The 24,921-nt window shown below is 38.5% G+C and carries 18 protein-coding genes; 17 read left to right on the top strand and 1 reads right to left on the bottom strand.

What is annotated here, in order from left to right:
- Positions 1-12 precede the first annotated feature (12 nt).
- From CFX1CAM_RS05730 to CFX1CAM_RS05650, 17 genes are all read left to right on the top strand, one after another.
- Positions 13-1,161 (top strand): sugar-transfer associated ATP-grasp domain-containing protein, encoded by a 1,149-nt coding sequence (locus CFX1CAM_RS05730; protein WP_087862099.1) that lies wholly within the window; start codon positions 13-15, stop codon positions 1,159-1,161.
- A gap of 175 nt (positions 1,162-1,336) precedes the next feature.
- The gene (locus CFX1CAM_RS05725) at positions 1,337-1,885 is read left to right on the top strand and encodes a GNAT family N-acetyltransferase (RefSeq protein ID WP_087862098.1); all 549 of its coding nucleotides are present in this window, start codon (positions 1,337-1,339) and stop codon (positions 1,883-1,885) included.
- A 240-nt stretch (positions 1,886-2,125) separates the two neighbouring features.
- Positions 2,126-3,340, top strand: a complete 1,215-nt coding sequence (locus tag CFX1CAM_RS05720) for a glycosyltransferase (protein ID WP_087862097.1) — start codon at positions 2,126-2,128, stop codon at positions 3,338-3,340.
- 6 nt (positions 3,341-3,346) lie between these two features.
- Positions 3,347-7,021: a glycoside hydrolase family 99-like domain-containing protein gene (locus tag CFX1CAM_RS05715; protein WP_087862096.1), complete on the top strand. Its 3,675-nt coding sequence runs from the start codon at positions 3,347-3,349 to the stop codon at positions 7,019-7,021.
- Positions 7,022-7,222: 201 nt separating this feature from the next.
- Entirely contained in the window at positions 7,223-9,349 is a 2,127-nt protein-coding gene (yidC, locus tag CFX1CAM_RS05710; protein ID WP_087862095.1) for a membrane protein insertase YidC, read from the top strand.
- Entirely contained in the window at positions 9,346-10,161 is an 816-nt protein-coding gene (locus tag CFX1CAM_RS05705; RefSeq protein WP_087862094.1) for a GNAT family N-acetyltransferase, read from the top strand. The genes yidC and CFX1CAM_RS05705 overlap by 4 nt, the downstream gene beginning before the upstream one ends.
- Before the next feature lie 25 nt (positions 10,162-10,186).
- Positions 10,187-10,924 (top strand): phosphocholine cytidylyltransferase family protein, encoded by a 738-nt coding sequence (locus tag CFX1CAM_RS05700; protein WP_087862093.1) that lies wholly within the window; start codon positions 10,187-10,189, stop codon positions 10,922-10,924.
- 20 nt (positions 10,925-10,944) lie between these two features.
- On the top strand, positions 10,945-11,223 hold the full coding sequence (locus tag CFX1CAM_RS05695) for a hypothetical protein (RefSeq protein WP_087862092.1): 279 nt from the start codon (positions 10,945-10,947) through the stop codon (positions 11,221-11,223).
- Between the two features lie 31 nt (positions 11,224-11,254).
- Positions 11,255-12,736, top strand: a complete 1,482-nt coding sequence (locus tag CFX1CAM_RS05690; protein WP_157891747.1) for a sulfatase-like hydrolase/transferase — start codon at positions 11,255-11,257, stop codon at positions 12,734-12,736.
- 1 nt (position 12,737) lies between these two features.
- A complete protein-coding gene (locus CFX1CAM_RS05685; protein WP_087862090.1) occupies positions 12,738-13,637 on the top strand; it encodes a hypothetical protein in 900 nt (299 codons plus the stop codon).
- Between the two features lie 197 nt (positions 13,638-13,834).
- Positions 13,835-15,211 (top strand): nucleotide sugar dehydrogenase, encoded by a 1,377-nt coding sequence (locus CFX1CAM_RS05680; protein WP_197687093.1) that lies wholly within the window; start codon positions 13,835-13,837, stop codon positions 15,209-15,211.
- A 179-nt stretch (positions 15,212-15,390) separates the two neighbouring features.
- Positions 15,391-16,341 carry a glycosyltransferase family 2 protein gene (locus tag CFX1CAM_RS05675; RefSeq protein WP_087862089.1) on the top strand — a complete coding sequence of 317 codons (951 nt, stop codon included), beginning with the start codon at positions 15,391-15,393 and terminating at the stop codon, positions 16,339-16,341.
- 157 nt (positions 16,342-16,498) lie between these two features.
- Positions 16,499-18,511 carry a glycosyltransferase family 2 protein gene (locus CFX1CAM_RS05670; RefSeq protein WP_087862088.1) on the top strand — a complete coding sequence of 671 codons (2,013 nt, stop codon included), beginning with the start codon at positions 16,499-16,501 and terminating at the stop codon, positions 18,509-18,511.
- A 181-nt stretch (positions 18,512-18,692) separates the two neighbouring features.
- The gene (locus CFX1CAM_RS05665) at positions 18,693-19,460 is read left to right on the top strand and encodes a glycosyltransferase family 2 protein (RefSeq protein WP_157891746.1); all 768 of its coding nucleotides are present in this window, start codon (positions 18,693-18,695) and stop codon (positions 19,458-19,460) included.
- 77 nt (positions 19,461-19,537) lie between these two features.
- A complete protein-coding gene (locus CFX1CAM_RS05660; protein WP_087862086.1) occupies positions 19,538-20,668 on the top strand; it encodes a glycosyltransferase family protein in 1,131 nt (376 codons plus the stop codon).
- Between the two features lie 113 nt (positions 20,669-20,781).
- Complete coding sequence (locus CFX1CAM_RS05655) at positions 20,782-22,173, top strand: phospholipid carrier-dependent glycosyltransferase (protein ID WP_157891745.1); 1,392 nt, start codon at positions 20,782-20,784, stop codon at positions 22,171-22,173.
- A gap of 344 nt (positions 22,174-22,517) precedes the next feature.
- On the top strand, positions 22,518-23,972 hold the full coding sequence (locus tag CFX1CAM_RS05650; RefSeq protein WP_157891744.1) for a glycosyltransferase: 1,455 nt from the start codon (positions 22,518-22,520) through the stop codon (positions 23,970-23,972).
- Positions 23,973-24,028: 56 nt separating this feature from the next.
- Here CFX1CAM_RS05650 and CFX1CAM_RS05645 read toward each other — a convergent pair whose 3' ends face one another.
- Positions 24,029-24,919: an NAD(P)-dependent oxidoreductase gene (locus tag CFX1CAM_RS05645; RefSeq protein ID WP_087862083.1), complete on the bottom strand. Its 891-nt coding sequence runs from the start codon at positions 24,917-24,919 to the stop codon at positions 24,029-24,031.
- Positions 24,920-24,921: the final 2 nt, after the last annotated feature.

Raw genomic sequence — 24,921 nt, 5'->3', positions numbered from 1 at the left:
AAGGCGTAAATAATGTTTTCTGATATTAATAAATTGCTATACTCATTAATTAGGAGATTTTATATTCGCCGCCTTATTAAAAAAGGTTACTCCGGTTATTTTGCTCCCATTGTCTTCGATCAACGCGTAGATGATCTTTTTAGAAATAAAGAAACTACCTGGAAACAAAAAATATGGGCACAAAAACGGGGGTTTCTTTCTGATAAATTATCTTATTATGGGCTTACAGAAGAGAATTACAATGATTACTTATCAGATTTCGATTATTGGAGGCTCTATCCACTCAATGAACGGTTTTCTCATTGGATTGACGATAAGTTAACCATGAAGTTAATTTTACATCCTTTTAGCGAGCATATTCCAGAATACTATTATTTAATGTATGACAACAAAATTGTAAAATTAAGTGATTTGCCAAAAGGTTTCGAACAATCGATAAATGGAGTAATAAATTTAATAAAAGATAAAAAAGCCTTAGCCATGAAGCTTGTTTATGGTTCAAAAGGGATTGGTTTCTATAAAATTGAATTTAAAAATGGGGATTATTTAATCAACAATGAAATAACGGATGAGAATAGCTTGAACATGCTAATTGAATCTTGGAAAAAACACTCTGTCGGTTATTTGATAACAGAGTATTTATTTCCGCATTCCGATTTAAAAAAGATTTGGCCCAAGACCTCAAATACATTACGTTTAAATGTAATTCGTCATAACAATCAGCAACCCCAAATTATTGGTAGCTTAATAAAGTTTGGGACTGAGACAACCGGAACCGTTGATAATGTCGCATCTGGGGGTATATTTAGTATTGTTGATCTTAACAATGGGCATTTTAATCAAGGCAAGATTGTCGTAGGAAGAAATCTGAAAGATAGTCCAAAGCATCCAAATAGTGGTCAACCAATAGAAGGATACATTCCATTCTGGAAAGATATTAAATCAAAAATTATTGAGATATGTGATTATTTATCTGGATTGTGTTACTTGGGAATTGACGTCATCATTACTCAGGATACTTTTAAAATAATAGAAATTAATTCACATCCATTTATTAAAAACATTCAATCTAACACTCCAATTTATAAAAACCAATTTGCCGCAGCTTTTTTTAAGGAGAAAATTGCTGAGAAATTGCCAGCTCGCCTTCGAAATAATTGATGAAGATTATTAATGTATTTTTAATACAAGATTTCTAATATTTAATTTTTAGCACCTTTAAAATTTCAATTATAATAATTTCCTAACAAAATTTTTTGCATTTGTAATTCACATTTTTTGTTGAAAAGAAATATTAAATATTAGATTTGTTAAAACGTTAAAAAGGAACAAACGAATGGAAACAACTAGAGTCTATTTAAGAGCTTTGGAACCTGACGACTACCTGGTTTCTTACAAATGGCGCAATGACCGAGAGTTAATGAATGGCACTATTGGTATCCCCAGGTTTGTTAGTAAGGAAACAGAAAGAAAATGGGTTCTGAAAGCCATTGAGGAGCATGAAACTGGTAAAGCAATCCGATTAGCAATCTGTTTGAAAGAAAATCATCAACACATAGGATATATTTATCTTGAATCGATAGATCACCAAAATAAAAGCTGTGTCATAGGTACATTAATAGGGGAGCGTAAGTTTCAAAAACAAGGCTTAGCTTCTGAAGCCAGGTACTTAATATTTAAATATGCATTTTTTGAATTGGGAATGAACAGAGTTCATGCAAGAATCCTTAGCATCAATGAAGCTTCAAGACGTTCTGCTGAGCAATTTGGCTACGTTTATGAGGGAACTTTGCGTAAAGCAATTTACAGAAACGGTGAGTTCCATGACGTTTTGCTGTTTTCCATGTTAAGGGATGAGTTTCTTGACAAATACAATTTGAGGTAAAGACATAAAGTATTTTATTATTGTTCTTAAAATTTAAAGCTTTTTGTGGTCAATTGTTTATAAATAAGAGATAATCTGCCCCTCGTTTTACTTCATAAATGACTTTGCTTCATTCAATAAATTGCGACCGAATCACATCGAGTAATTCAATTAATAATTGCCATCAGGCAGTTAATAAAAAATAATTTCTTCATGAGGGTGAATTTTATTTTATAATGTGGGCGAAAGGTTAATTTGAATATGACTGACAAAGTTCGTGTATCAATTATTCTCACCTCATACAACCACGCAAAATACCTGCGACAGGCTATTGAGAGCGTACTTAATCAAACATTCACCGATTATGAGCTCATCATCTGGGATGATGCCTCTACCGACGATTCTTGGGAGATCATTAATTCCTACCAGGATCGACGCATAAGAGCATTTCGAAATGTTGTAAATCTCAGGGGAAACATATCACGTGGGCTCGAGGTTGCTCAGGGCGAATATGTTGCTATCCACCACTCTGATGACGCCTGGGAGCCAACCAAACTGGAAAAGCAGGTATCTTTTTTGGACCAGAATCCGGATATCGCAGCGGTTTTTACTCATGTCCAGGTCATCGATGAAGAGGGACAGCCTTTCACAGACCAAAATCATTTTTACTACAAGGTCTTTGAACAGCCCAACCGCACACGTTTTGAATGGTTAAATTTCTTTTTCTACCACGGCAATGCCTTATGTCATCCGAGTGTTCTAATCAGAAAGGAATGTTACAAGGAGGTTATGTATCGTAAAGGTCTGGTACAGATCTCAGATTTTGATTTCTGGATTCAGCTTTGCTTAAATAATGATATTTTTATCATTCAAGAAAAATTGACACGTTTTCGAGTAAGGGCCAGTGAAGCCAATGTGAGTGGAAATCATCGAGACAACCGGGTTAGAGGACCATTCGAATTTTTAAAAGCCTTAGAGCATTATAAAAAAATTTCGACTATGGATGAATTAACAAAAATTTTTCCAGAAGCCTATAAATATGTCGACGATAATTACCAGGATCGGCTCTATGCATTAGGAAGGTTGGCAATTGATACAGGCAACCTCCCATCAACAAAGCTTTTCGGATTGAATTTGCTGTTTGAAGCTCTCAATGATCATGCAAGAGCATTAAAACTACAAAAGTTTCAGGGCTTTGACCGCAAAGTTTTCTATGCCCTCACCGCAGAAAATGATGTGTTTTCAATAGAGAGAATTCAGAATCTATCAGCTAACATCGTTTACCTCAACCAGACCATCCAGCAACTCAATGACACCCTGGCGGAGCGCGACCATTCCATCCAGCAGCTTAATCACACCCTGGCTGAACTCGAGCAAGAAGTGCTATTTTATGCTACAAGCAAGAGCTGGAAGATCACCCGACCGTTGAGGAAAGGGGTAAAATTGCTCAAACGCATTTTTGTTAAAGACGAATAATCATTTTTGTTGATCATCAATGGTGCCTGCGATACAATAATTAAAAAATATGTGTTAAACCTTAAAGATCAAGGCAGGGATATGGTACTAAAAGATATCTATTATTATTTTCTCATCAAACGCAGCGGCATGTTTGATAAAAACTACTACCTGCTTAAAAACCCGGATGTGCGCAATGCAGACATTGATCCTTTATGGCATTTTGTGAAATTTGGTTGGCGAGAGGGAAGGAATCCTTCAGAGTTCTTTAATGGAAACGAGTATTTGGATTTATATTATGATGTCAGGGCTGCTAACATTAACCCGTTGATACATTACATCAAATTTGGAGCATCAGAAAATCGGCTTCCAAAGAAATTACAATCAGACCATGAACGATCTTCAAAAATTTTTTTAGAGGATATTTCCATCGAAAAAAGAAGGCATCAATTATTTAAAATTGTCCCATATTTCCTTGATCCTTTTTTTGATGTAACAAAACAAGCCACCATTGATTCTTCAGCGAACATCGCCGTTCATCTCCATGTGTTTAACAACACTAAACTGAATGAAATGCTTCAGTTGTTAAATAACTTTCCCTGCAACATTGATTTATTTGTATCCTCTTCGATTGACCTGAGACAAGAGGAAATTAGGGTTTATATTAACAATAAGGTTAAAAGCGTCAATACTGTATTCTTTTCAACAAAAATATTGTTTCAAAACGATCTCGTACCTTTGTTTACCTGTTTTGGTCAACATCTCTTAGGTTACGATTATGTTTGCCATATTCATAATCAATACCCACCTTCAGAAAGTACAACAACATCGAACTTTCAACAGAATTTATTTGAAATCATCGGCTCAAAACAAACCATATCACAAATTATCGAGCTTTTACAAAAAGATGCAAAATTTGTTTATCCCAGTCCAAATGAATTTCAACATGATTATCTTAACAATGGCTGGGCTGACTATTTCAAAATTTCAAAAATCCTCCTATACAACCTTCTGAACAAAAGCATTGAAGACTATCCTGAAAATGAATTTCCTCAGGATTCAATTTTTTGGGCTAGGACAAGCTCATTACAGGGGTTCTTCCACATAAATGAAGAAGAATATATAACATATCAACATGAGTTTTCTCAAGATGAATTCGATAATGCTCTGAAAAGATTATTGTTAATTCCATCATTGGACCATACCGGAAGAAATTATCGAATTCAATCAACAATCTCATTTGAAAAAAGCCCTTATTATGAATGCCAAAGGGATTATTCAGAGAATACCAGCAAGTCAAATGTGAAAGTATTAACATACTATTTACCGCAGTTCTACCCAATTCCGGAAAACGACATGTGGCACGGAGAAGGATTCACCGAATGGCATAAGGTAAAAAGCGCAAATCCACTCTTTTATGGTCACTATCAACAACGCGCCCCACACGAGGAAATTGGGTATTACACGCTAGCTGACGTGGAGACATTGAAGAAACAAACGTCTCTCATGAAGAAGTGTGGCGTCTATGGGCAGGTTTTTTATCACTATTGGTTTGATGGAAAACTCATACTGGAAAAACCGGCACAATTGCTATTAAAAGACAAATCTATCGATATGCCTTTTTGCTTTTGTTGGGCAAATGAAAACTGGACACGTAAATGGGATGGCAATGAAGATGATGTGATCTTAAAACAAAATTATTCAGCCCAGGACGCAAAAGAATTCATTGATTACTTGCTCCCATTTTTTAAAGACGACCGTTATATCAAAATTGATGATAGGCCAGTAATTTATATTTATCGCCCTTCATTATTCCCTGATTTCTCTATTTATAAGAATTGCTGGAAGGCAGTTTGCGAGGCTAACCAAATACCTGAGCCTTTTATTATTGCTGTCATGACCAGGGGGGTATCAACTCCTGCTGCCTATGGAATGGATGCGGGAATAGAGCGAGTGCTGCATGATTGGGCTGAAGGGCAAATCCATCCCATCAATCACTTGTTGCACAAGTATTGGCCAGTACATAGAAACGTCTTAAATTATGAGGAAGTCGCTGAATATTATGCAAATAAGAAGCGCGACACTGATTATCTTTACTTTAGATCACTTGTTCCATCATGGGATAATACACCAAGATATGGTTCTGAAGCGCATATCGTTCACAATTCAGATCCTGAACAATTTCAGAACTGGTTGAATGCATTAATATATGATGCTGAGGAAAGACTTCCCGAAAAGTGTCAGCTTGTTGTGATCAATGCTTGGAATGAATGGGCTGAAAGTGCATATCTCGAACCGGATCAACGCTTTGGATACGCTTATCTCAACTCAATCGGGCGAGCACTTTCTGGTATTGAATTCAATCATAGAGAATATTTGGAACAAACAATACCAAAACATATCAATCTATCCATCAATTTTGCTGAAAATTTAATTAATCGCTTGCAATTTGATAAAAAAGCACGTCGTAAACTGATGATGTGCCTTAGAAAATCAACAATTTTTGGCTTATGCAACGTATCAATCAATCAAGACCAGGTAATTAAATGGCTGGCAGAAGAGTCAGGCTTGAATATTACCGACCAAATGACTCCAAATGAAAACGAGCCCGATTATACGCTGCATATCAATAACTTATGCTACTTCCCATCAGATACGATCGAAAACTTGTTGAGGATGTCATTAAGATATGACGTTGGAACAGTGTCACCCACGCATGTTAACGATGAAGCGTTTATCCACGAGGATTTATTGCCCCGGTGGGCTGCGTTTAGAAATAGTCCATATTTATTTTTAAGCAAGAAAGAGAATGATAATTCAAAGAAATGCTGTGTGGATGCACAGATTTTTATTTCAGATTATTCGGATTTACAAGAAATTGAACACAAGGTAACAACTATCGTACGGTTTAGCGAAAAAGATCGCTTGGGTTTGTTGCGTAAAGCCCTCTATTCTTTAGTTGCTCAAGTTGGTTGTATTGTTCAACCCCTTATTGCCTTAAATAATGTTCCAGAGGAAATCCTTGTCGAATTGAAAAACCTTCTTAATGAAATACCCTGGGACGAGGGCTGTTACCCGATTATAAGAATTTATAATTCTGATAAGCAAGAGGATTTACGTTCAAAAATGCTGAATGATTCGTTACGTCATGTTGATACGCAATTTGCCGCCTTTCTTGATTACGATGACACACTTTTTCATGATGCGTACCAATGGCTGATCCGACGATTGATTAAAACAAAGAAAAAAGCCAGCTTTGGATCAATTTATCATCTAATATATCGTCTGGTCGAAGAGAGAATGACCCAAAGACAAATTCTAGGTTATGGAAGATCGTACCAGTCCTTTCTTGAAGACAATAACACGCCTATTCATGGTTTTATGTTAAATTTAGAAAATATTGATCGTGAACGTATTAAATATTATGACAATATGAAGTATATGGAAGATTATTATTTAACATTGCAAATTTTTGACCTAAAGAATACAGATTGGGAATCTAAAGAGAGTGACAAATTCATTGGGGATTATGTCCACTTTGTAGATAAACATCAGACATTAGGGATTTTAAATACGCAAATTAGAGAGAAATTGTTAACTGACCCAGAATATCAAAAATGCCAGGACCGAATAGATGAGTTGAAAAATGCAATTATGAAAAACGTTTTGCAGTCAAACAAAACCACCTGGTTTACGCAATGATTCAATTTCAATAACGTTCAAAATCTAAAATTATGATGCTTTTTCTTTATTTTTTGAATTTGAACAGAGAAATTACTCTTCATTTCTTCTGATGATCAATAATGTAATGAAATAATATGAAAGTAAACAATAATTGTCTAACCACAGAATATCATTAGTTGACCACTGCGATCATCTTTTTATAAATGTTTTAGAGGTTAAATGAGATTTATTCAGGAATTATTGGGTACCCCGTTGGGGTATATCATGTCTGTCTGTTATCAACTTTTTAATAATTACGGGGTCGCAATTATTGGATTCACGATCATCACAAGAATAATATTAATTCCTGTCTCAATTTGGATCCACAAAAATTCAATTAAGATGGTTAAAATCCAGCCAGAGATTTTGCACATCAAAGCAAAGTACTTCGGTGACAATAACCGCATAGCCGATGAACAAGCCAAGCTTTATAAAAAAGAACGCTATAACCCATTAGCGAGTATTATCCCTTTGTTCATACAAATTATCCTGCTTATCGGTGTTATTCATGTCATTTACCATCCCTTAGATTTTTTATTAGGCATCGACTCCCAACTGTCGAATGCACTGATTGAGAAGACGATTGCTTTAACAAATTACGACCCTAATACTTCTTCAATACAATTGTCTGTCGTTCAGACAATAAAAAACCCCGAATTTTTCAAGTCTTTTCTCTCATTAGAGACTCGATTTCCTGATCTTGATTTAAGAACAATTCTTAGACAGATCAATGATATCAATATGAGTTTTTTCGGAGTCAACTTGGGTTGGATTCCAATAGCAGAAAAGGGCTTGCTATACCTGGTTCCCGTTCTTGCCGGCTTTTCTGCGTGGCTTTTATCTTTTACACAGAACAATTTAAACGTCCTCCAAGCGGAACAGGGTAAATTCAACAAATACTTTACGATGGCCTTATCAGTTGGATTGTCAGTCTACTTAGGGCTTTTTGTACCTGTAGGTGTCGCTTTATACTGGATTAGCAGCAACACCATAGCAATTCTTAAGTTGCTGATTTTAAATAAAATTATCGATCCGCGAAAAACTGTTGATTATGTTGCTTTAGAAGCAAGTAAGAAAGAATTAGCTGCGCTACAAAACCTTGAACGAAACTCCACTGTAAAAAAATCTGATATAACAAAACGTCGAGAAAAAGCAGATTATAAAAAATTCTTCTCCATAGCCAATAAACACCTCGTGTTTTTCTCTGAATCCAGTGGGTATTACAAGTATTTTTCGAGCGTTATTCGTGAGTTATTAGCCTGTTCTAATGTCATCATCCACTATATTACCAATGACCCTAATGATCAAATTTTTGACATTGCCCAAAATCAACCAAGAATAAAACCATATTATATTGGTATGAAACGACTAATCACATTGATGATGAAAATGGATGCAAAATTGGTTGTAATGACCACTCCTGATTTGGGCAATTTTCACATTAAGCGTTCATATATTAAAAATGATGTTGAATATATTTACATGCCGCACAGTCCGGGCGGCAGTTACAGTAAAACATTGCGAAAAGGGGCGCTGGATCATTTTGATACGATATTCCTCACGGGACCACAAGCTAAAAATGAAATAAGAGCTCTTGAAGAAGTCTATGGATTGCCGATAAAAAACCTGGTTGAATTTGGTTTTCCATTAATTGAGGAAATGTCTTCTCGTTACGAAAGCCAAGAAAAAGAAACACATGAGAACAAAATTGTAATGATTGCTCCATCCTGGCACGATGGTAATATTATGGAGTGCTGTATTGAGCCGATCCTTGATACATTAGTAAAATATGACTTCATAATTGTCGTGCGCCCGCATCCTCAATACATGCTTCATTTTGGTAGAAAAGTTGAAATGCTCCAGGAGAAGTTTTCGTCAATATCCCAGGATAAATTAATTTTTGAAACTGATTTTTCTTCATCTTCATCCATTTACCAATCGGACATTCTTGTCACAGACTGGTCTGGAATTGGGATGGAGTTCTGCTACGCGACGCTCAAACCCGGGATATTCATTAATACTAAACGAAAGATTATGAACCCGGAGCATGAAAAAATTACGCTAGAATCATTAGAAGATCGTATTCGCAAAAAGATGGGCATTGAGTTGGAGCTTAGTGAAATTCAGGAAATAGGTGAAAAAATCTCTTACTTGGTAGACAACGCAGATGCTTACCGTAACGCAATTGAAAAGATTCGGAACGAAGAGCTTTATAACTATGGTTCCTCAGCAAAAATAGGCGCAGAATATTTAATTAAACAACTTATCATCAAAAGAGATAATGATTCAGAGAAGATTAGCACATGATAAAAACAGTGAAAAGCAGTGATAAATACAAGCTGATCAGTTTTATTGGAAATGAATATCGAGATTGCCCTTATCTATATGCAAATTTAATTGAGTATGGATTGGAAAATCCTAATATGTCCATGTGGACAATTGAAGAAAAGGGAGCAACAATTGCAATTGTTCAGAAGTATTTTTCCTGCTTGCACTTATTCAGTAAAACTGATGGTTGGGTTTCAAATGAATTATTGAGTTTGATCAACCAGGAACAGCCCCGCACCTTATTTGCCACCAAAAAAAGTGCGGAAGCATTGCTTGCCCTATTAAGTGATCGTTATTATTTAAAAATAATGAATTTGTATTCGCTCCCATCAGATACGTCGCCAACTCTGGGAAATATTCCGACAGAATATCTCGGTCGGCTGAAGCAAGCAGAAATCGAGGATATTGACGATATAGCTGATTTCCTAATGGAAGACAAAGAATACAAGATGAATTATGACAGAAATGTTTTGTATAATCAGCTGCTTGAACGCTTTAGCGATAACTACTCCCGATATTATCTAATCAAAGAAAACGCGAGAATAATAGCAACGATATCAACGAAAGCTGAACATCCCTCTTTCGCAGTCATAGGAGGCGTTTTGGTCGACGATAAATACCGTGGGCGCAGCATAGGAAAAAGCATAACCTATGACCTTTCCAAAATCCTTCAATTAGAAGGCAAAGAAATGCTTTGCTATATATCAGAAAACAATATTGCCTCAGCGGTAATGTTCAGTCAAATAGGGTATAATCTCATCGGAGAAACCGGCAAGTTCACAGCTTTGTAAAAACAAGAACATTGGCGAGGAGATAATGCAGGCAATAATACCAGCAGCTGGGATGGGGAAAAGACTTGGTGACAACGCGGAAAATAAACCGAAATGTATGATTGAAATATCAGACCTTACCCTCCTTGAAAGGGCGGCTGCTTCTCTAAAAGGTGCAGGTGTAACTCGCTTGATTGTTATCGTAGGATTTCAAAGCGATCTCTTACAAGCCTTTGTTAATGAAAAGATCGTTGATATTGACACAATAATCATTGACAATCCTCTTTACGCAACAACTAACAACATCTATACCCTGTATCTTGCCCGACAAGAAATGGTTAAAGAAGACACAATTTTATTAGAATCGGATTTAATCTTTGATCATGATTTGTTATCTTCGTTAGTACAGTCCCAGGCAGAAGATATGGCTGTCGTGGATCTTTATGATCCAAACTGGATGGATGGAACAGTGGTGCTTTTACAAAATAATGAAAAAATTTCATCATTTGTTCCAAAATCCGAAATTATCCCTGAGAAAATCGTTAATTATTACAAAACAGTAAATATTTACAAATTCTCTAAAGGGTTCTCGCAAAAACGATTTATGCCCGCATTGACTTCTGCTGTAGAAAATGGTGATGTTAACAGCTATTATGAGACGGTTCTCGGGGAGATTACAAAGAATTACGGCCCGTGTCTCTCAGCTTTTAAAATGAATGGTCGTAAATGGTATGAAATTGATAATGAAGTTGATTTAGCTATTGCTAAATCTCTATTTCAATGATGAGAAGATGAGATGAAATAATGAAAAAGTTTCTTAAAATATCATTTATTGTAGTAGTGATTATGCTTTTGTTTCCGAGGCCTGTTTATGCATATTTAGACCCGTCAGTTGTCACTTACGCTATTCAAGTTGTCGTCGGCATGGTCATAGCCGTTGGTGCAGTTATTTACATATATTGGCGTCAAGCCAAACAGAAATTATCTAAAAAATTGGGTATAAGTGATGAGCCCAAAAAAGAATTAGAAGCGGATATCGAATTTTATCAATCCACAGAAACAGAACAAGAAGAGATCAAATAATTTTCTTTCCTGAATAACTGGAATTTGTTTAATGAGAACTAATTTGTCGAATATAAATCAGCAGAGTTTTTTTTGTTTAAAATTTAAAGATTTGTTTTTTTCGTTGTTGTCCGTTTTTATTGTAGCGGTTTTCCCCAGTTTTTTCATGTTGTTTAACAACATCGAAAGGACAAATTTTTCTGATATTGTTTCAATAGCCAGTATATTCATGCTAATTGGCACGATATCTTTACTCCTTTTTTATTTGCTTTTTAAAGATATTTATAAAGCAGCTTTACTAACTAATTTATCTTTGTTCTTGTTCTCAAACTTTGCTTTGCTTGAAAGCGCGATCATCAAAATAATTCCAATGCTACATTATTGGCATATCTTGATGATCATGATTTCCATAATCGTGCTAGTTGCAATTTCCGTTAAGAATAAATTATCCACGGAGTTTGCAAATAACCTGAGTGTCGTTCTATTAATTGTTTTTTCGGGGTTAATTTTATTTAACGCAATAAAAGCAATTCCAGAAATTATCAAAAAGAACACGAAAGAAACCGGCTCTTCCCAATTTGAAATTCAACAAGGAACAATAACAAGCCATAATAATGTGTATTTCTTCGTTTTTGATGAATATGGGGGCTATGATAACCTCTTACGGTATACAGGATTTGATAACAGCGCATTTTATGAAGCCTTAGAAGATCTTGGTTTTAATGTCTCTTTGCACAGCAGAAATTATTCAATCGACACATATATCGAACTTCCTAACCTTTTAAATTTATCATTTGTTAACAATGGAAAAATGTCTCACGACACGAAGAAGCTTGCGTTAGATAGCCCTGTTTTATTTCAATTGTTCAAAGAAAACGGGTACAGTTTAAATGTCGTCAGTGACTATGGACATATACCAATTGAAAATACTGAGGTTTCAGTTGATTATGCCTATGTTTCTGGTAAGTATGAAGACACTCTGAAAGTATTAATATTAAACAATTCTGTTTATTATCCTTTTTTGTCAAACCAATATCGAAACACACGAATTGTCGAAGTTGAAAATATGTTTCAATATCTCACTAATTCATGGAAACTTCAACCCCTTAAACTGTTCACGTTTTCCTATATTTCTTTTCCGCATCTTCCATGGGTGGTAGATGAATTTGGTAATAATATCTCCCTCAGCAACAAACAAAATTGGCAGAATTCTGATGTATATCTAAACCAATTAAAATATTGCTCAAAGAAGATAATGGGAGTTGTAACAAATATTATTAAAAATGATCCCGATGCTATTGTTATCATTCAATCCGATCATGGGTATAGACAGGCGTATTATTTAAAAAATTGGTACGGTGAAACATATGATGATTGGGGTTTGGAAATGCAATATATCCGTAACATTCTAAACGCAGTGTATTACAAAGGTGAAAAAATTGATATCGAAAATTATTCTGGAGTCAATACATTAATTATTGTCCTTAATGAACATTTCGGAATGAATTATGAATTGCTGGAGCAACCTAAATAATATGAAATTTTTCAAAAATAAATGGTCAGCTTTTATCATTTTGCTCATTTGGATAATCCTTTTCATCAATTTAACGCCAATAATTCTCTTTGTTACAGGGCAAAATCTCCAAAAATCGACGGTACCGCTGGATTTGCCGGGCGACCAGGTTTTTCACGCCATAGACAATTTGTCATATTATGGGAACTTGTTTCAGACTGTTACATTAGACGGTTGGGTTTTTGTTGAGACAAAAAAAGATAATCCTGAAAAACTGGTTAAGTTAATATTTGCGTCGGATAATGTGGCTTATGAGATCCCCACAAATTTACACAGCCGGCGAGGCTTGGTCAATGTTTTCAGTGAAAAAGATGTTCCTGAAGAAAGAACAGGATTTTCAGCTTCGTTTTCATCTTTAGGAATGAAAAACGGATACTATTTCTTATACTTTTATGTTTATGAGAACGAGGACAATTTTGGTTTACTAAATACCAACAGAGAGTTTCGTAAACACAATCGTGGTCTTGAAGAATATTTTGGTGGCGAGTTGGTGAAAAACGAAAAGTTTTCCAAAGTTTCTAATACAGGTCAGTTGTTGTTTGATGTCAATAGTTGTGAAATTAAAAATGGATATTTAAATATCTACGGCTGGGCTTTCCTGCAAGGCGTGGGTTCTGCAAAAAACAGAATATTCCTTGAAATTCAAAAACCGGATAGTTCAGTATCTTATTACTCAACCAAAAGAATGCTTAGAGAAGATGTTAGTGAATTTTTTGGTGATAATCGCTACCTCCAAAGCGGTTTTTCAGCAAGAATCTCATTGGACGCAATAGGTGAAGGGGATAACATTATTCGATTTATTATCGGAGGGAATCGGTCGAACGGGAGCTATGAGTTTAATTGGGCTAACATAGCAGATTAATTTAAACTATTGTTCTATTCAAAATCCCCAGACTTCAATATCTAAAAACGATCGTTCAATCTCTTTTTAACAATTTATTACTTCATTCTATCAAACACCTAAGCCCCAATTCCACAAAATAATTTTAAGGTATACTTCATAGTTGGTAATGCAGCTAACCACTTGACTAATCATCAGTCTTACCAAGGAGAAACATTTTGAGCAATATCTTATGCATCGGCGCTGGTTATGTCGGCGGACCCACCATGGCGGTCATCGCCAAACATTGCCCGCAACACATGGTGCGCGTAATCGATATGAACACCGACCGTATCGCTGCCTGGAATTCAAATCAACTCCCCATTTACGAACCCGGTCTGGAAGAAGTGGTAAATCTTGCCCGTGGACGCAATCTGTTTTTCCTCACTGATGAGAACATCGGTGAACAGATTAATTGGGCAGACATCATTTTTGTCAGCGTCAACACCCCTACAAAATCCTTTGGACTGGGTGCCGGCCGAGCAGCCGATTTACAATTTTGGGAAAAAACCGCCCGTCAAATCCTTGAATACGCCACAACACCTAAGATCATCATTGAAAAAAGCACCCTGCCTGTCCGCACTGCTGAGGCGATGTCTCAGATCCTCAACACCAATTCCCGCGGCGTTCAGTTTGATGTCGTCTCCAATCCCGAGTTCCTGGCTGAAGGCAGCGCTATAAAGGACCTTGAAGATCCTGATCGTGTATTAATCGGCGGACACAACACGCCCAGTGGTAAGAAGGCGGTCGAAACTATTGTGGAGCTATACGCCAACTGGGTTCCGCGTGAAAAAATCATCACCACGAACCTGTGGTCCAGTGAGCTTTCTAAACTGGTAGCCAATGCGTTCTTAGCCCAGCGCATCTCTTCGATCAATGCAATTTCTGCTCTATGTGAGAAAACTGATGCCGACATCGAAGAGGTCGCCTACGCGATTGGCACCGATTCCCGCATTGGACCGCATTTCCTGCGGGCAAGCGTCGGGTTTGGCGGCTCGTGCTTTAAAAAAGACATTCTCAACCTGGTATATATTTGCGAGCAACAGGGTTTGCCCGAAGTCGCTGAATACTGGCAGCAGGTGCTGACGATAAATGAATACCAGGAGGCGCGCTTTGTAGCTAACATGGTGCATACCATGTTCAATTCGCTCAGCGGCAAGCGAATCGCATTGTTTGGTGCAGCATTTAAGGCCAATACAAGTGATACGCGCGAATCCCCGGCATTGGCAGTCTGCCGCGAACTTCTTGAAGAACAAGCTGATCTATCCCTGTGCGATCCTTACGCCCTTGATAATGCTCGTGTTGATCTCGGCGATCTATCTGAGAAGATTCGCTTTATCCTCGATCCTTATCAGGCGGCTGAAGGCGCACATGCAATTGCAATTCTGACAGAATGGTCATATTTTTCTGAGCTTGATTACCAGCGGATTTATGACTCAATGGCACATCCTGCATTCATATTTGATGGCCGGAACATTCTCGACCATCAAAAGCTGTTTGAGATCGGTTTTAATATCTACCCAATTGGCAAAACTCCCTTGCAGCACTTTGCTTAGAGGAAAAGTGATCGGTTTCCGCCCGGTTCTGATTGCAGGTTGTGATAAGAAATTTGGTGAAAATATTTTAAAAAGAACACCCGGCATTATTGCACATCATTTCATCAGACTATGGCATACCGACCAGAAATCGATCAACAACCAGACATTCTCCGAGACTGAAGTAAAGGTTATCAACATTGAAAATCTCCATCGTTATTCGAGCATTCAACGAAGAGCAGCATATAGGCCGTTTACTCTACGGCATTTCCAAACAAGATTATCCTGAACCCGAAGTTATCCTGGTCGATTCCGGGTCAACCGATCGAACTCTCGAGATTGCCAGTCAATTCCCGGTTAAGATCGTCCACATCAAACCTGAAGATTTTACTTTTGGCAGGTCGCTAAATATGGGCGTTGCAGCGTCTTCCGGAGAGCTGGTCGTGCTGATCAGCGCTCACTGTTACCCCGTTTTTCCCGATTGGTTGGATTTGCTCACTCAACCCTTTAATGTCAAGGAGGTCGCGTTGAGTTATGGAAAACAACGCGGCGGCGAAAGCAACCATTACTCCGAACATCAATTCTTTCGCAAATATTTCCCGGACAATTCCGTTCTGCAGCAAGCGCACCCTTATTCGCATAACGCCAATGCCGCAATAAGACGGAAATTATGGGAAGCTCATCCATATGACGAAAACCTGACCGGGCTTGAAGACCTGGCTTGGAGCAGCTGGGCAATGGATTCAGGTTATGAAATCGCTTATGTTGCTGAGGCAGAAGTAATCCATCAGCATAACGAGACCATGCCACAGGTTTTTAATCGTTACAAACGAGAAGCAATTGCATTAAAGCAAATTTTACCCAACAGCACATTTACCTTCGGACTTTTTCTGCGCAAATGGTTGGGAAATACGCTTTACGATCTTAACCAGGCGCGACGAGAAAAAGTTTTTGTAAAACAGTTCGGTTCAATCTTTCAGTTTCGATTAATGCAATATTGGGGAACCTATCGCGGGTATCATTTTGCTGGCAAAATAGATGCTCAATTACATCGAGCCTTTTATTATCCGGCGAATATTCTTGAAAATAAAGTGGCTAAATCTCGAAATGTTGAGAAAATTGATTACACACAAGAAACAAATTTTCTTTAAATTGAGCTATCAATTCAAGCGGATTATTTTCGCTTGCATTTATTGATATTCAACCGACAAAAATTATTTATGGGATGTGTCTGCAATTTTTCAAGGACAATTAAAAATAAAAATACTCTCTCATAATGATAATTTTTGTAAAAACAATTGAGGTCATTTGTTTGTAAAAGATATCTACCACTACTGGATAATATTGCGTAGTGGTCTATTCGATAGAGATTATTATCGTAGCAGCTATCCTGAAATTGATTACGGCTGTAAAGATTTGTTGTGGCATTTCTTGCGCACAGGTTGGCGTGAGGGCAAAAATCCCTCGGAGGATTTTGACACTTCATTTTATTTACGCACGAATAAAGACGTACAACGAGCCGGTTTCAACCCGTTATTACACTATATCATCGCCGGCAAAGCTGAAGGTCGGCGTCCTAACCAAAGTTCCCAAAGCGTTCAATTTGCGTATAACGTCTGGATTGAACAAAATGACATTCTGTCTCACTCAGATGAAGAAAACATTAAACGCCATATTAAGGCATTTTCACATCAACCTTTAATTTCAATTCTTCTATCACTGCAAGACCCAACGAAACACTGGTTAGAAAAATGTTTAACGTCGATTCATGCCCAACTTTATTCAAATTGGGAACTATTAATACATGCCAGCCCTCAGGATGAACTACTCGTTTCATCCCTTGTTCAAAAGCATAGCCAAAACAACCAGCAAATAAAGCTCATCAACACCGGGTCCGACAGATCACTGGCTGAAAACCTTTTCACCTTGTTTAATCATTCATCAGGAGAATATGTGTGTTTAATTGATCAAGGAACCATCTTGCGTGTTCATACGCTCTACCTGGTTGCAAATGAGATCAACAAAATTGAACAAGCGGATGTCATCTATGGTGATGAAGATTTAATCGATGAAAAGGAAAATCGACATGATCCCTTTTTCAAACCGGCCTGGAATCCCGACCTTCTCTCAACAAACAATTACCTGGCGCATCTAACGGTTTATAAATCAAGCACATTTGCATCCTTCGAAAACGATGTCAAACAAATTGGTGATGCGCCTGGATGGACAATACCATTCCTGATTGAGACACAAAATAAGAAACATCGTATTAGTCATATTCCTTTTATATTAAGTCACCTTTTCATCGGTGAAAAACCAATCATCTTTGGTTCTCAATTAAGCCTGGCTGAAAAATTTGCGTTTTTTTCTTCAATATTCAAGCTGAGCGGGAATAACATCACCATTTCGTATGAATTAGACCAATTCATCCGTTTGCAATACCCCCTTCCTGATGATCCACCGTTGGTGAGCATTATTATCCCAACAAAAAATCGACTGCACCTGTTGAGGAACTGTATCGATAGTATTATTTCCAAAACACACTATTCGAATTTTGAAGTCCTGGTTGTGAACAATCAATCAGATGATCCTGAAACTCTCGTTTACCTTCAAGGCATAGGGAGCCATTCAAAAATCAAAGTATTAGATTACAACGATCATTTCAATTACTCTGCGATTAACAATTTTGGTGTAACGCAGGCTCAGGGCAATGTGATCCTATTTTTGAATAATGATACGGAGGTTATCAATCCTTATTGGCTTGAAGAATTAGTTAGTCAGGCCTTACGCCCAGAAATCGGCGCAGTTGGCGCTTTGCTCTGGTACAATGATCACATAGTGCAACACGCCGGTGTGATTCTGGGCTCTGGTGCCGGAGGAATCGCCGATCATGCTTTCAAAAATTTCACCATCAGCGAGTTACAGCAAGACAGGCGTGCATACTTTGTTCAAAACTATTCAGCGTTAACCGGAGCCTGCCTGGCAGTTGAAAAAAGTAAATTCCTGGACGTCGGAGGCTTTGATGAGCAACTGGCGATTTCGTATAATGACATTGATCTTTGCTTGAGACTGTTAACCAAGGGGTACCGCAATCTCTTTACTCCCTATGCAGAGCTTTACCATCATGAATCAGCCAGTCTTGGATTTGCCGCGTCTGTAAAACGTCAATCGCAATATAAAAAAGAACGGCAATATATGCTCGACCGTTGGAGTGAATTATTTTTAAATGATCCAGCTCATAACCCTAACCTCTCAATACCATGGCTAACGAATGTTATTGCGGATCACAGCAGGGCAGAAAAGCCATGGCAAAACCAGTGACCAAAATCAATTTAGATTTGGAGGCTCGATCAAAGCACGAGATGATGTTAAAATGTAATCTATCAGGCTTATGGATGAAGACATCTTGTTGATGATTTATGGTTCCGATCAAAGTTAATCGACAAACAATAGTGATCTTTGTCTCCTGAACATTCAACAAGTTGACCCGATGAGAACACCGATGATATCAATTATCGTCCTTTCGCACAACAATTGGCATTATACGGAAACTTGCATAAAAAGCATTTATCAAAACACGCGTTTCCCAGAATTCGAAATTATCATTGTCGATAATGCCTCAGACCAGGAAACTAGGAATTCTCTTGGTCAACTAACCGCTGCACATGACAACCTATCGGTGATTTTTAACCCGAAGAATTATGGCTTTGCAAAAGCAAACAATCTTGGTGCGAAGCAGGCAAAAGGCGATTATCTTGTGTTTCTAAATAATGACACAATCGTGTCAGAAGGGTGGCTCGGAAGGTTATTATCTCATTTACAGAATATTCCCGATGCGGGCATGGTCGGGCCGGTGACCAATGCGATTGGCAACGAAGCAAAAATCGCTGTTGACTATAGTGAACCAACCATAGAAGCAGTAAATCAATTTGCGAATTATCGGGCTGAGCATTTTTCAGGTCAATATTTTAAGATCAGGAACCTGGCATTGTATTGTTGCATCATTTCAAAAGAGCTTTTCGACAGAATTGGGGGCCTGGATGAGCGATATAAGATTGGAATGTTCGAAGATGACGATCTAGCAATGGTCATTTTGCAGGAAGGCCTTTTCCTTTATTGCGCAGAAGATGTGTTCATTCATCACTTTCATGGGGCATCATTTAATAAACTCAGCTTGTTAAAGCGAATTGTGATTTTTCATATTAATAAATATAAATTTGAAAGAAAATGGCGAACAAAATGGATCATTCATCAAAACAGGCCCTCATAATTATTCTAACTTGGAATACAAACTAACACCATTCTTGTTTCTGTTAGATTCAATGACCAGAATTTGTTGACAAAATTATGGCTGAAAACCCTTTACTGATTGTGGTTAATTTTTTCAAACAGATGCAAGGTCAACCCTGCATCGTTTTCCTTGGTGGATACCCGTATCCATCGCGGCTGGGGGATGGATACTATCAGCGGGTTGCATCCATCGGTCAACAGCTATCAAGTTTTTATCAAATTTACATAGATCGAAAGGACCTTCCCGACAAAACGGGTTGGCTGGACTGCCCTCAACCTGGCATCCTTTCGTTGTCAATACGCCATAATTGGGTGGCACGTCTCACTGCAATTATTTGCATATTATTGGCAAAAAAATTATATGTCCATAGTATTTATCCATTAAAACATCTCCTTTTTCTGTTGAGATTGCCTCATGTTCTCAAGCTCGTCGATTTTCACGGCGCGGTTCCAGAAGAACAGTCGATGATGAATGACCTAAAAACCTCAAGGCAATTAGAAAAAATGGAGAAGATTGCTATCGACAGAGCCGATCGTTATATATTTGTTACCGAGGCAATGGTAGAACATTTTTCAAAGAAATATCATGTTTCTTTTTCGTCTAATTATTTCACTATCCCAATTGTTCCAAAGCTTTCTTCCACCATCCCCAGCAAGCCACCAATTATCGATAAGCCAGTCGTCGTCTATGCTGGCGGAATTCAGGTTTGGCAAAAAATTCCTGAAATGATAGCTGCTATCAGCAATACCGTCGACGCTTATCAATTTCGACTCTTTACCACCCAACCAGAGGAAATGCGTTCATTACTATATGCAAAAGGAGTAGACCACACCAATATTGAGATTTCCAGGAAAACTCACGCTGAAATAATTGAGATATACAAGGATTGCCATTTCGGCTTTTTGCTTCGAGACGACCATGTAGTCAATCAAGTGGCATGCCCGACCAAATTGATCGAATACCTGGCGTTCGGTGTCCTCCCTATTTTGATTAATGTTCGTATCGGGGATTTTTCTTCAATGGGGATGAGGTACCTATCGCTAACAGATTTTGTGAATTTAAAAATACCTCATCAGAATAACCTGAAAGAAATGGTGGAACAAAATTACAATGTTTATCAATCATTGCAAACGAAGCATAATATGGAGATGGAATTATTAAAGCAATATTTATCTGTAGAACGTTGAGTTTTCATTACGGATAAATTTTCAGGCCAATCAATCGAGTTTTTATTGACCTTACCTGCATTTATTAAAAATGATTAGCTGAAGAATTTGCGCTTCTACCAGTAAGGATGATGATGGCAAATAAAAAATTTGTTGACCAGTTGAAATCCAGTTTAATCCACTGTGGTCCATTTTTGGTGTTCCTTGTGTTATTGCTCGTGTTTGCAAGTTACACCCTCTTTTTATCGCTCAATCTTCAAACGGGAATTATTCCAGACGAAACTTATCGATTCGCAGTTTCAAAGCATTTTAGCAGCACCTGGGGCATTCCGGATAATGGAGCAATTGCGCAAACTGCAGGTGAAAGTCTACAGCGGACTCCTTTTTTAGGTTATTGGATCTACGGAAGAATGCTGGTTCTGTTCCTTTTAGCGGTTCCAACAACAACAGAATGGCAAAGTTTGGTGTTTTTAAGGCTGGTTAATGCCATTTTTTCTTGGGGAACGGTCATCATTACTTATTTGATTGCAAAGGAAATCATTTCCAGCAAGTGGCTTCGACTGCTGCCAGTTTTTATGTTAACGAATACGCTGATGTTTGTTTTTTTGTCTGCCGGTGTCAATTATGACAATCCCACGATTTTGTTGTGTTCTGCCAGTCTTTTGTTTTATATTAAGGCACTTAAAAAACATGAAGCGTTTACCAAAAACAGCCTGGCATGGATGGTGCTTATATCTGCGGCATGCCTGGTAAAGTTTTCTGTCTTGCCCTTAGCCCTGATCATGGTTGTGATATGGATTGTTTATATTATCAAAAATAAACCTGAATTTTCAATATCTCAATTAAATAACAGGACCAGTTGGGTTCTATTATTCATGTTGATTATCCTTTTAGGATTTAATTTCAGTATTTATGGCATCAATATCATTCGCTATGGGTCACTACTTCCTTCATGTTCTGATATTTACTCAGAAGAAATTTGTGCTGTCAGTACCTATGCAATCCGCCATCAGGAAATGGCTTTGCCAGAAAAACTCTCAGTTTTTGCCGCATTTCGCCAGGGAGACCCGGAACCAATTCGCTATGTTTTTGATTATTGGATCAGAGCAATGTTAGATCGTATCTTTGGAATCATGGGGCACAAAATTTATTTCCCCATCAGTGTTTCATATTTTCTCATGTTGATATTTTGGTCAATTGGATTGGGAATGCGCTATATCCGAAAACCGAATTTCCTTTTGATTAGTCTTTTTAGCATCATCATTTTCTATGCTCTGGTCCTGGTTCGGATGAATTACAACTCAGAATTGGTATATGGTTTTCATACATCAGTTGCCTTGCAGGGTCGATATATTTTCCCTGTAATAACCATTGCTTATGTCATTTGGGCATACATAATCGAAAATGTCTCCAACAAACTGGTTCGCGTCACAACATTACTGGCTATAATCGCATTATTCTTCTATGGTGGACCCATCAGATTTATTTGGTACTACCATTCTGTTTTTGCTGACTGGTTCATATAATTTTGTTATTTAGCTTATTCACAAAGATGTCACATCTTTTTTTTAGATTGCGATCAAAATTCCTCTCTCCTAATTCACCATTAGAATTAGCTTTACGCACTTTGTACCACAAAATCGCTGCCACACGCCTATTCTTTTATTGGCAGGATTTTCTGACAAAGCAGTCTTATAGTAAATATCGATCAAAGCAAAAAAAGACACATCTTCCACAACTGGAATCCTCGTCTGCCCTTCCAAAGGTTACATTTTTAATTTCTTGTGATCGGTCTTCTCCAGAAGAGATCCAGAAGACAATAATCTCGCTGCAAACCCAAGAAAGTAACAACTGGAACGCTATTGTGTTCTTGACAAACCAGTTAGATCACCCGGATAGCAAGCGTTTCAACGATGACCGGATTAAACTTGCACCCATCACGGAACGGGTTGAACCCGGCAAAATTACCGCTGAATATGTCGTCTTCTGCCAGGCAGGAGATGAGTTTGACCGTGCTTTTTTGACCCATTTTTATCATTCGCTGGGCTCTGAAACGCCCGCAGATCTCACCTATTGTGATTGTGAGTATTTAGAAACGAAAATAGACCAAATCAAGCCTTTCTTCAAACCAAAAGGACAATCACCCGCTTTATTACTATCCGTCAATTATCTATCACGAGGTTTTATCCGCCTGCAAACCCTGGAGAAATTGTGGCCAAAAATCGATCACACCGCGAAGCTCGTCGCCCAGGAATATGATCTAACTCTAAGACTATGCGAAAATCATAAAATTCTTCGCCATATCCCCGAGGTATTAATAAGCCAAAAACACCTTCCAACTTCTGATGACCCCGAAATACAAAAGGTCCTCATAGACTTTCTGCGTCGACAGGGTCACACAAATATCGCAGCATCAAAGGTGAATGCAGGTGTTCGCTTTTCCTGGAAGAGCGGATCGCCCAGTTTAGCAACCGTTGTCCTTTCGAAAAATAATTACCGGTTTCTGCATCACCTGATTCCCGGACTATTAGCCACCCCTTATGAAGGACAACACACGATCTACATCGTCGATAATGGAAGCGATGACCCGGCAACGCTTGATTTTTACCGGCACATAGCCCAGGAATCTCGCGTTTCAATCCTCCCCTATCCTAAACCTTTCAACTATTCCGAGGCAATCAACCTGGGTGTGAATGAATCCAATTCTGACCTAGTTTTACTGATGAATGACGATATGGCGATCATGGATAAAATCTGGCTCGAAGAGCTTGTCCAATGGGCAATCAAACCTGAGATTGGGGTCGTAGGGGCAAAGCTCTTACGCAAAAATCGAACCATACAACACGCTGGGATCATCATTGGATTGACAGGTTTTGCCGGGCATATCTATTTAAATGCCCCCGAAAACTATCATGGTTTAATGGGTTCAACCAACTGGTACCGTAATTTCCTTGCGTTAACCGGCGCCTGTCAGATGGTTCGACGAGAGGTGTTCAATCAGGTAAATGGTTACAACGAAGCCTATCGGCTAGCCTTCGGAGATATCGACTTTTGCTTAAAAGTCTTTGAGAAAGGTTATCTGAATGTCTATTCTCCCTTTGCCCGATTATACCACTATGAGGGCAGTACGCGGGGTTATGAAACTCCTTTGGAAGATGCACGAATAGGGTACGAACGGCTTGAGCCTTATCTTATAAATGAAGATCCTTATTTCTCTCCCAATCTAACCAATAGCCGCATTCCAAAATGCATAACTCGATTACAATCCGAAGATGATCGCAAGCAGCGCATTGCTACAAGAAAAAAATACTACCTGAAAAAATAAAAACCGCTGTGAGCCAAATAGTTTCATCGGCGGTAATTGACATTTCAATTCATGGACTAAACAGATAATTCAGTACCCGATAGTTTTTCTATCACCCCAATTACAGCTGAATTGTCCAGCTCACGCATACCCATTTGAAGCATGGCATTAAATAGCTGCGTGTTCACTGCTGTGGTTGGCATCGATACGCCAAATTCCCGGGCAGTGTCCATCACAATCCCTAAATCCTTCGCCTGCATGTAGGCTTTAAACCCCGGTTGGCGATTACCTGCAAAAAGCCTGGGTGGTTTATTATCCAGCGTCCAACAGCCCGCTGCACCTCCCCGGATTGCCTCAATCACCTTTCGCGGATCTGCGCCGGCTTGTTGGGCAAAAATCAATAATTCCCCCATAGCGACCATCTGGGCTGCTACCATGATTTGGTTTGCAGCTTTGGCAATTTGACCATCTCCAAGCCCGCCCACATGGGTAATGGTCTTCCCAATTGCTTCCAGCACAGGCTTGACTTTGTGGAAAGCGTCCACCGGACCGCCGACCATGATGGTCAGCGTGCCTTCTCTGGCTCCGATGTCGCCACCGCTAACCGGAGCATCAAGCATAATCACACCTTTTTCAGCCAGGTGCTGGCCGACCATACGGGCTGTGGCTGGTTTAATGGTGGAATTGTCGATGTAGATCAATCCGTCGTGGGCTCCCGCAATTATCCCTTGGTCCCCCAAGGCGACCATTTCAACATCCGGTGAATCCGGCAGATTCGTGAAGATAACATCCACCTGTTCAGCCACTTCAGCCGGAGAATTAGCCTCAAACGCTCCCTCACTGACCAGTTCTTTGACGCTTTGGCGGCTTCGATTGTGAATCACCAGTGAAAAGCCTGCCTTTAAAATATTTCGTGCCATTGATTTCCCCATGATCCCCAAACCGATATAACCGATTTTCAAATCCATTG

Source organism: Brevefilum fermentans, from assembly GCF_900184705.1.
Lineage (GTDB): Bacteria > Chloroflexota > Anaerolineae > Anaerolineales > Anaerolineaceae > Brevifilum > Brevifilum fermentans.
This window is presented reverse-complemented; position numbering and strand designations above follow the sequence as displayed.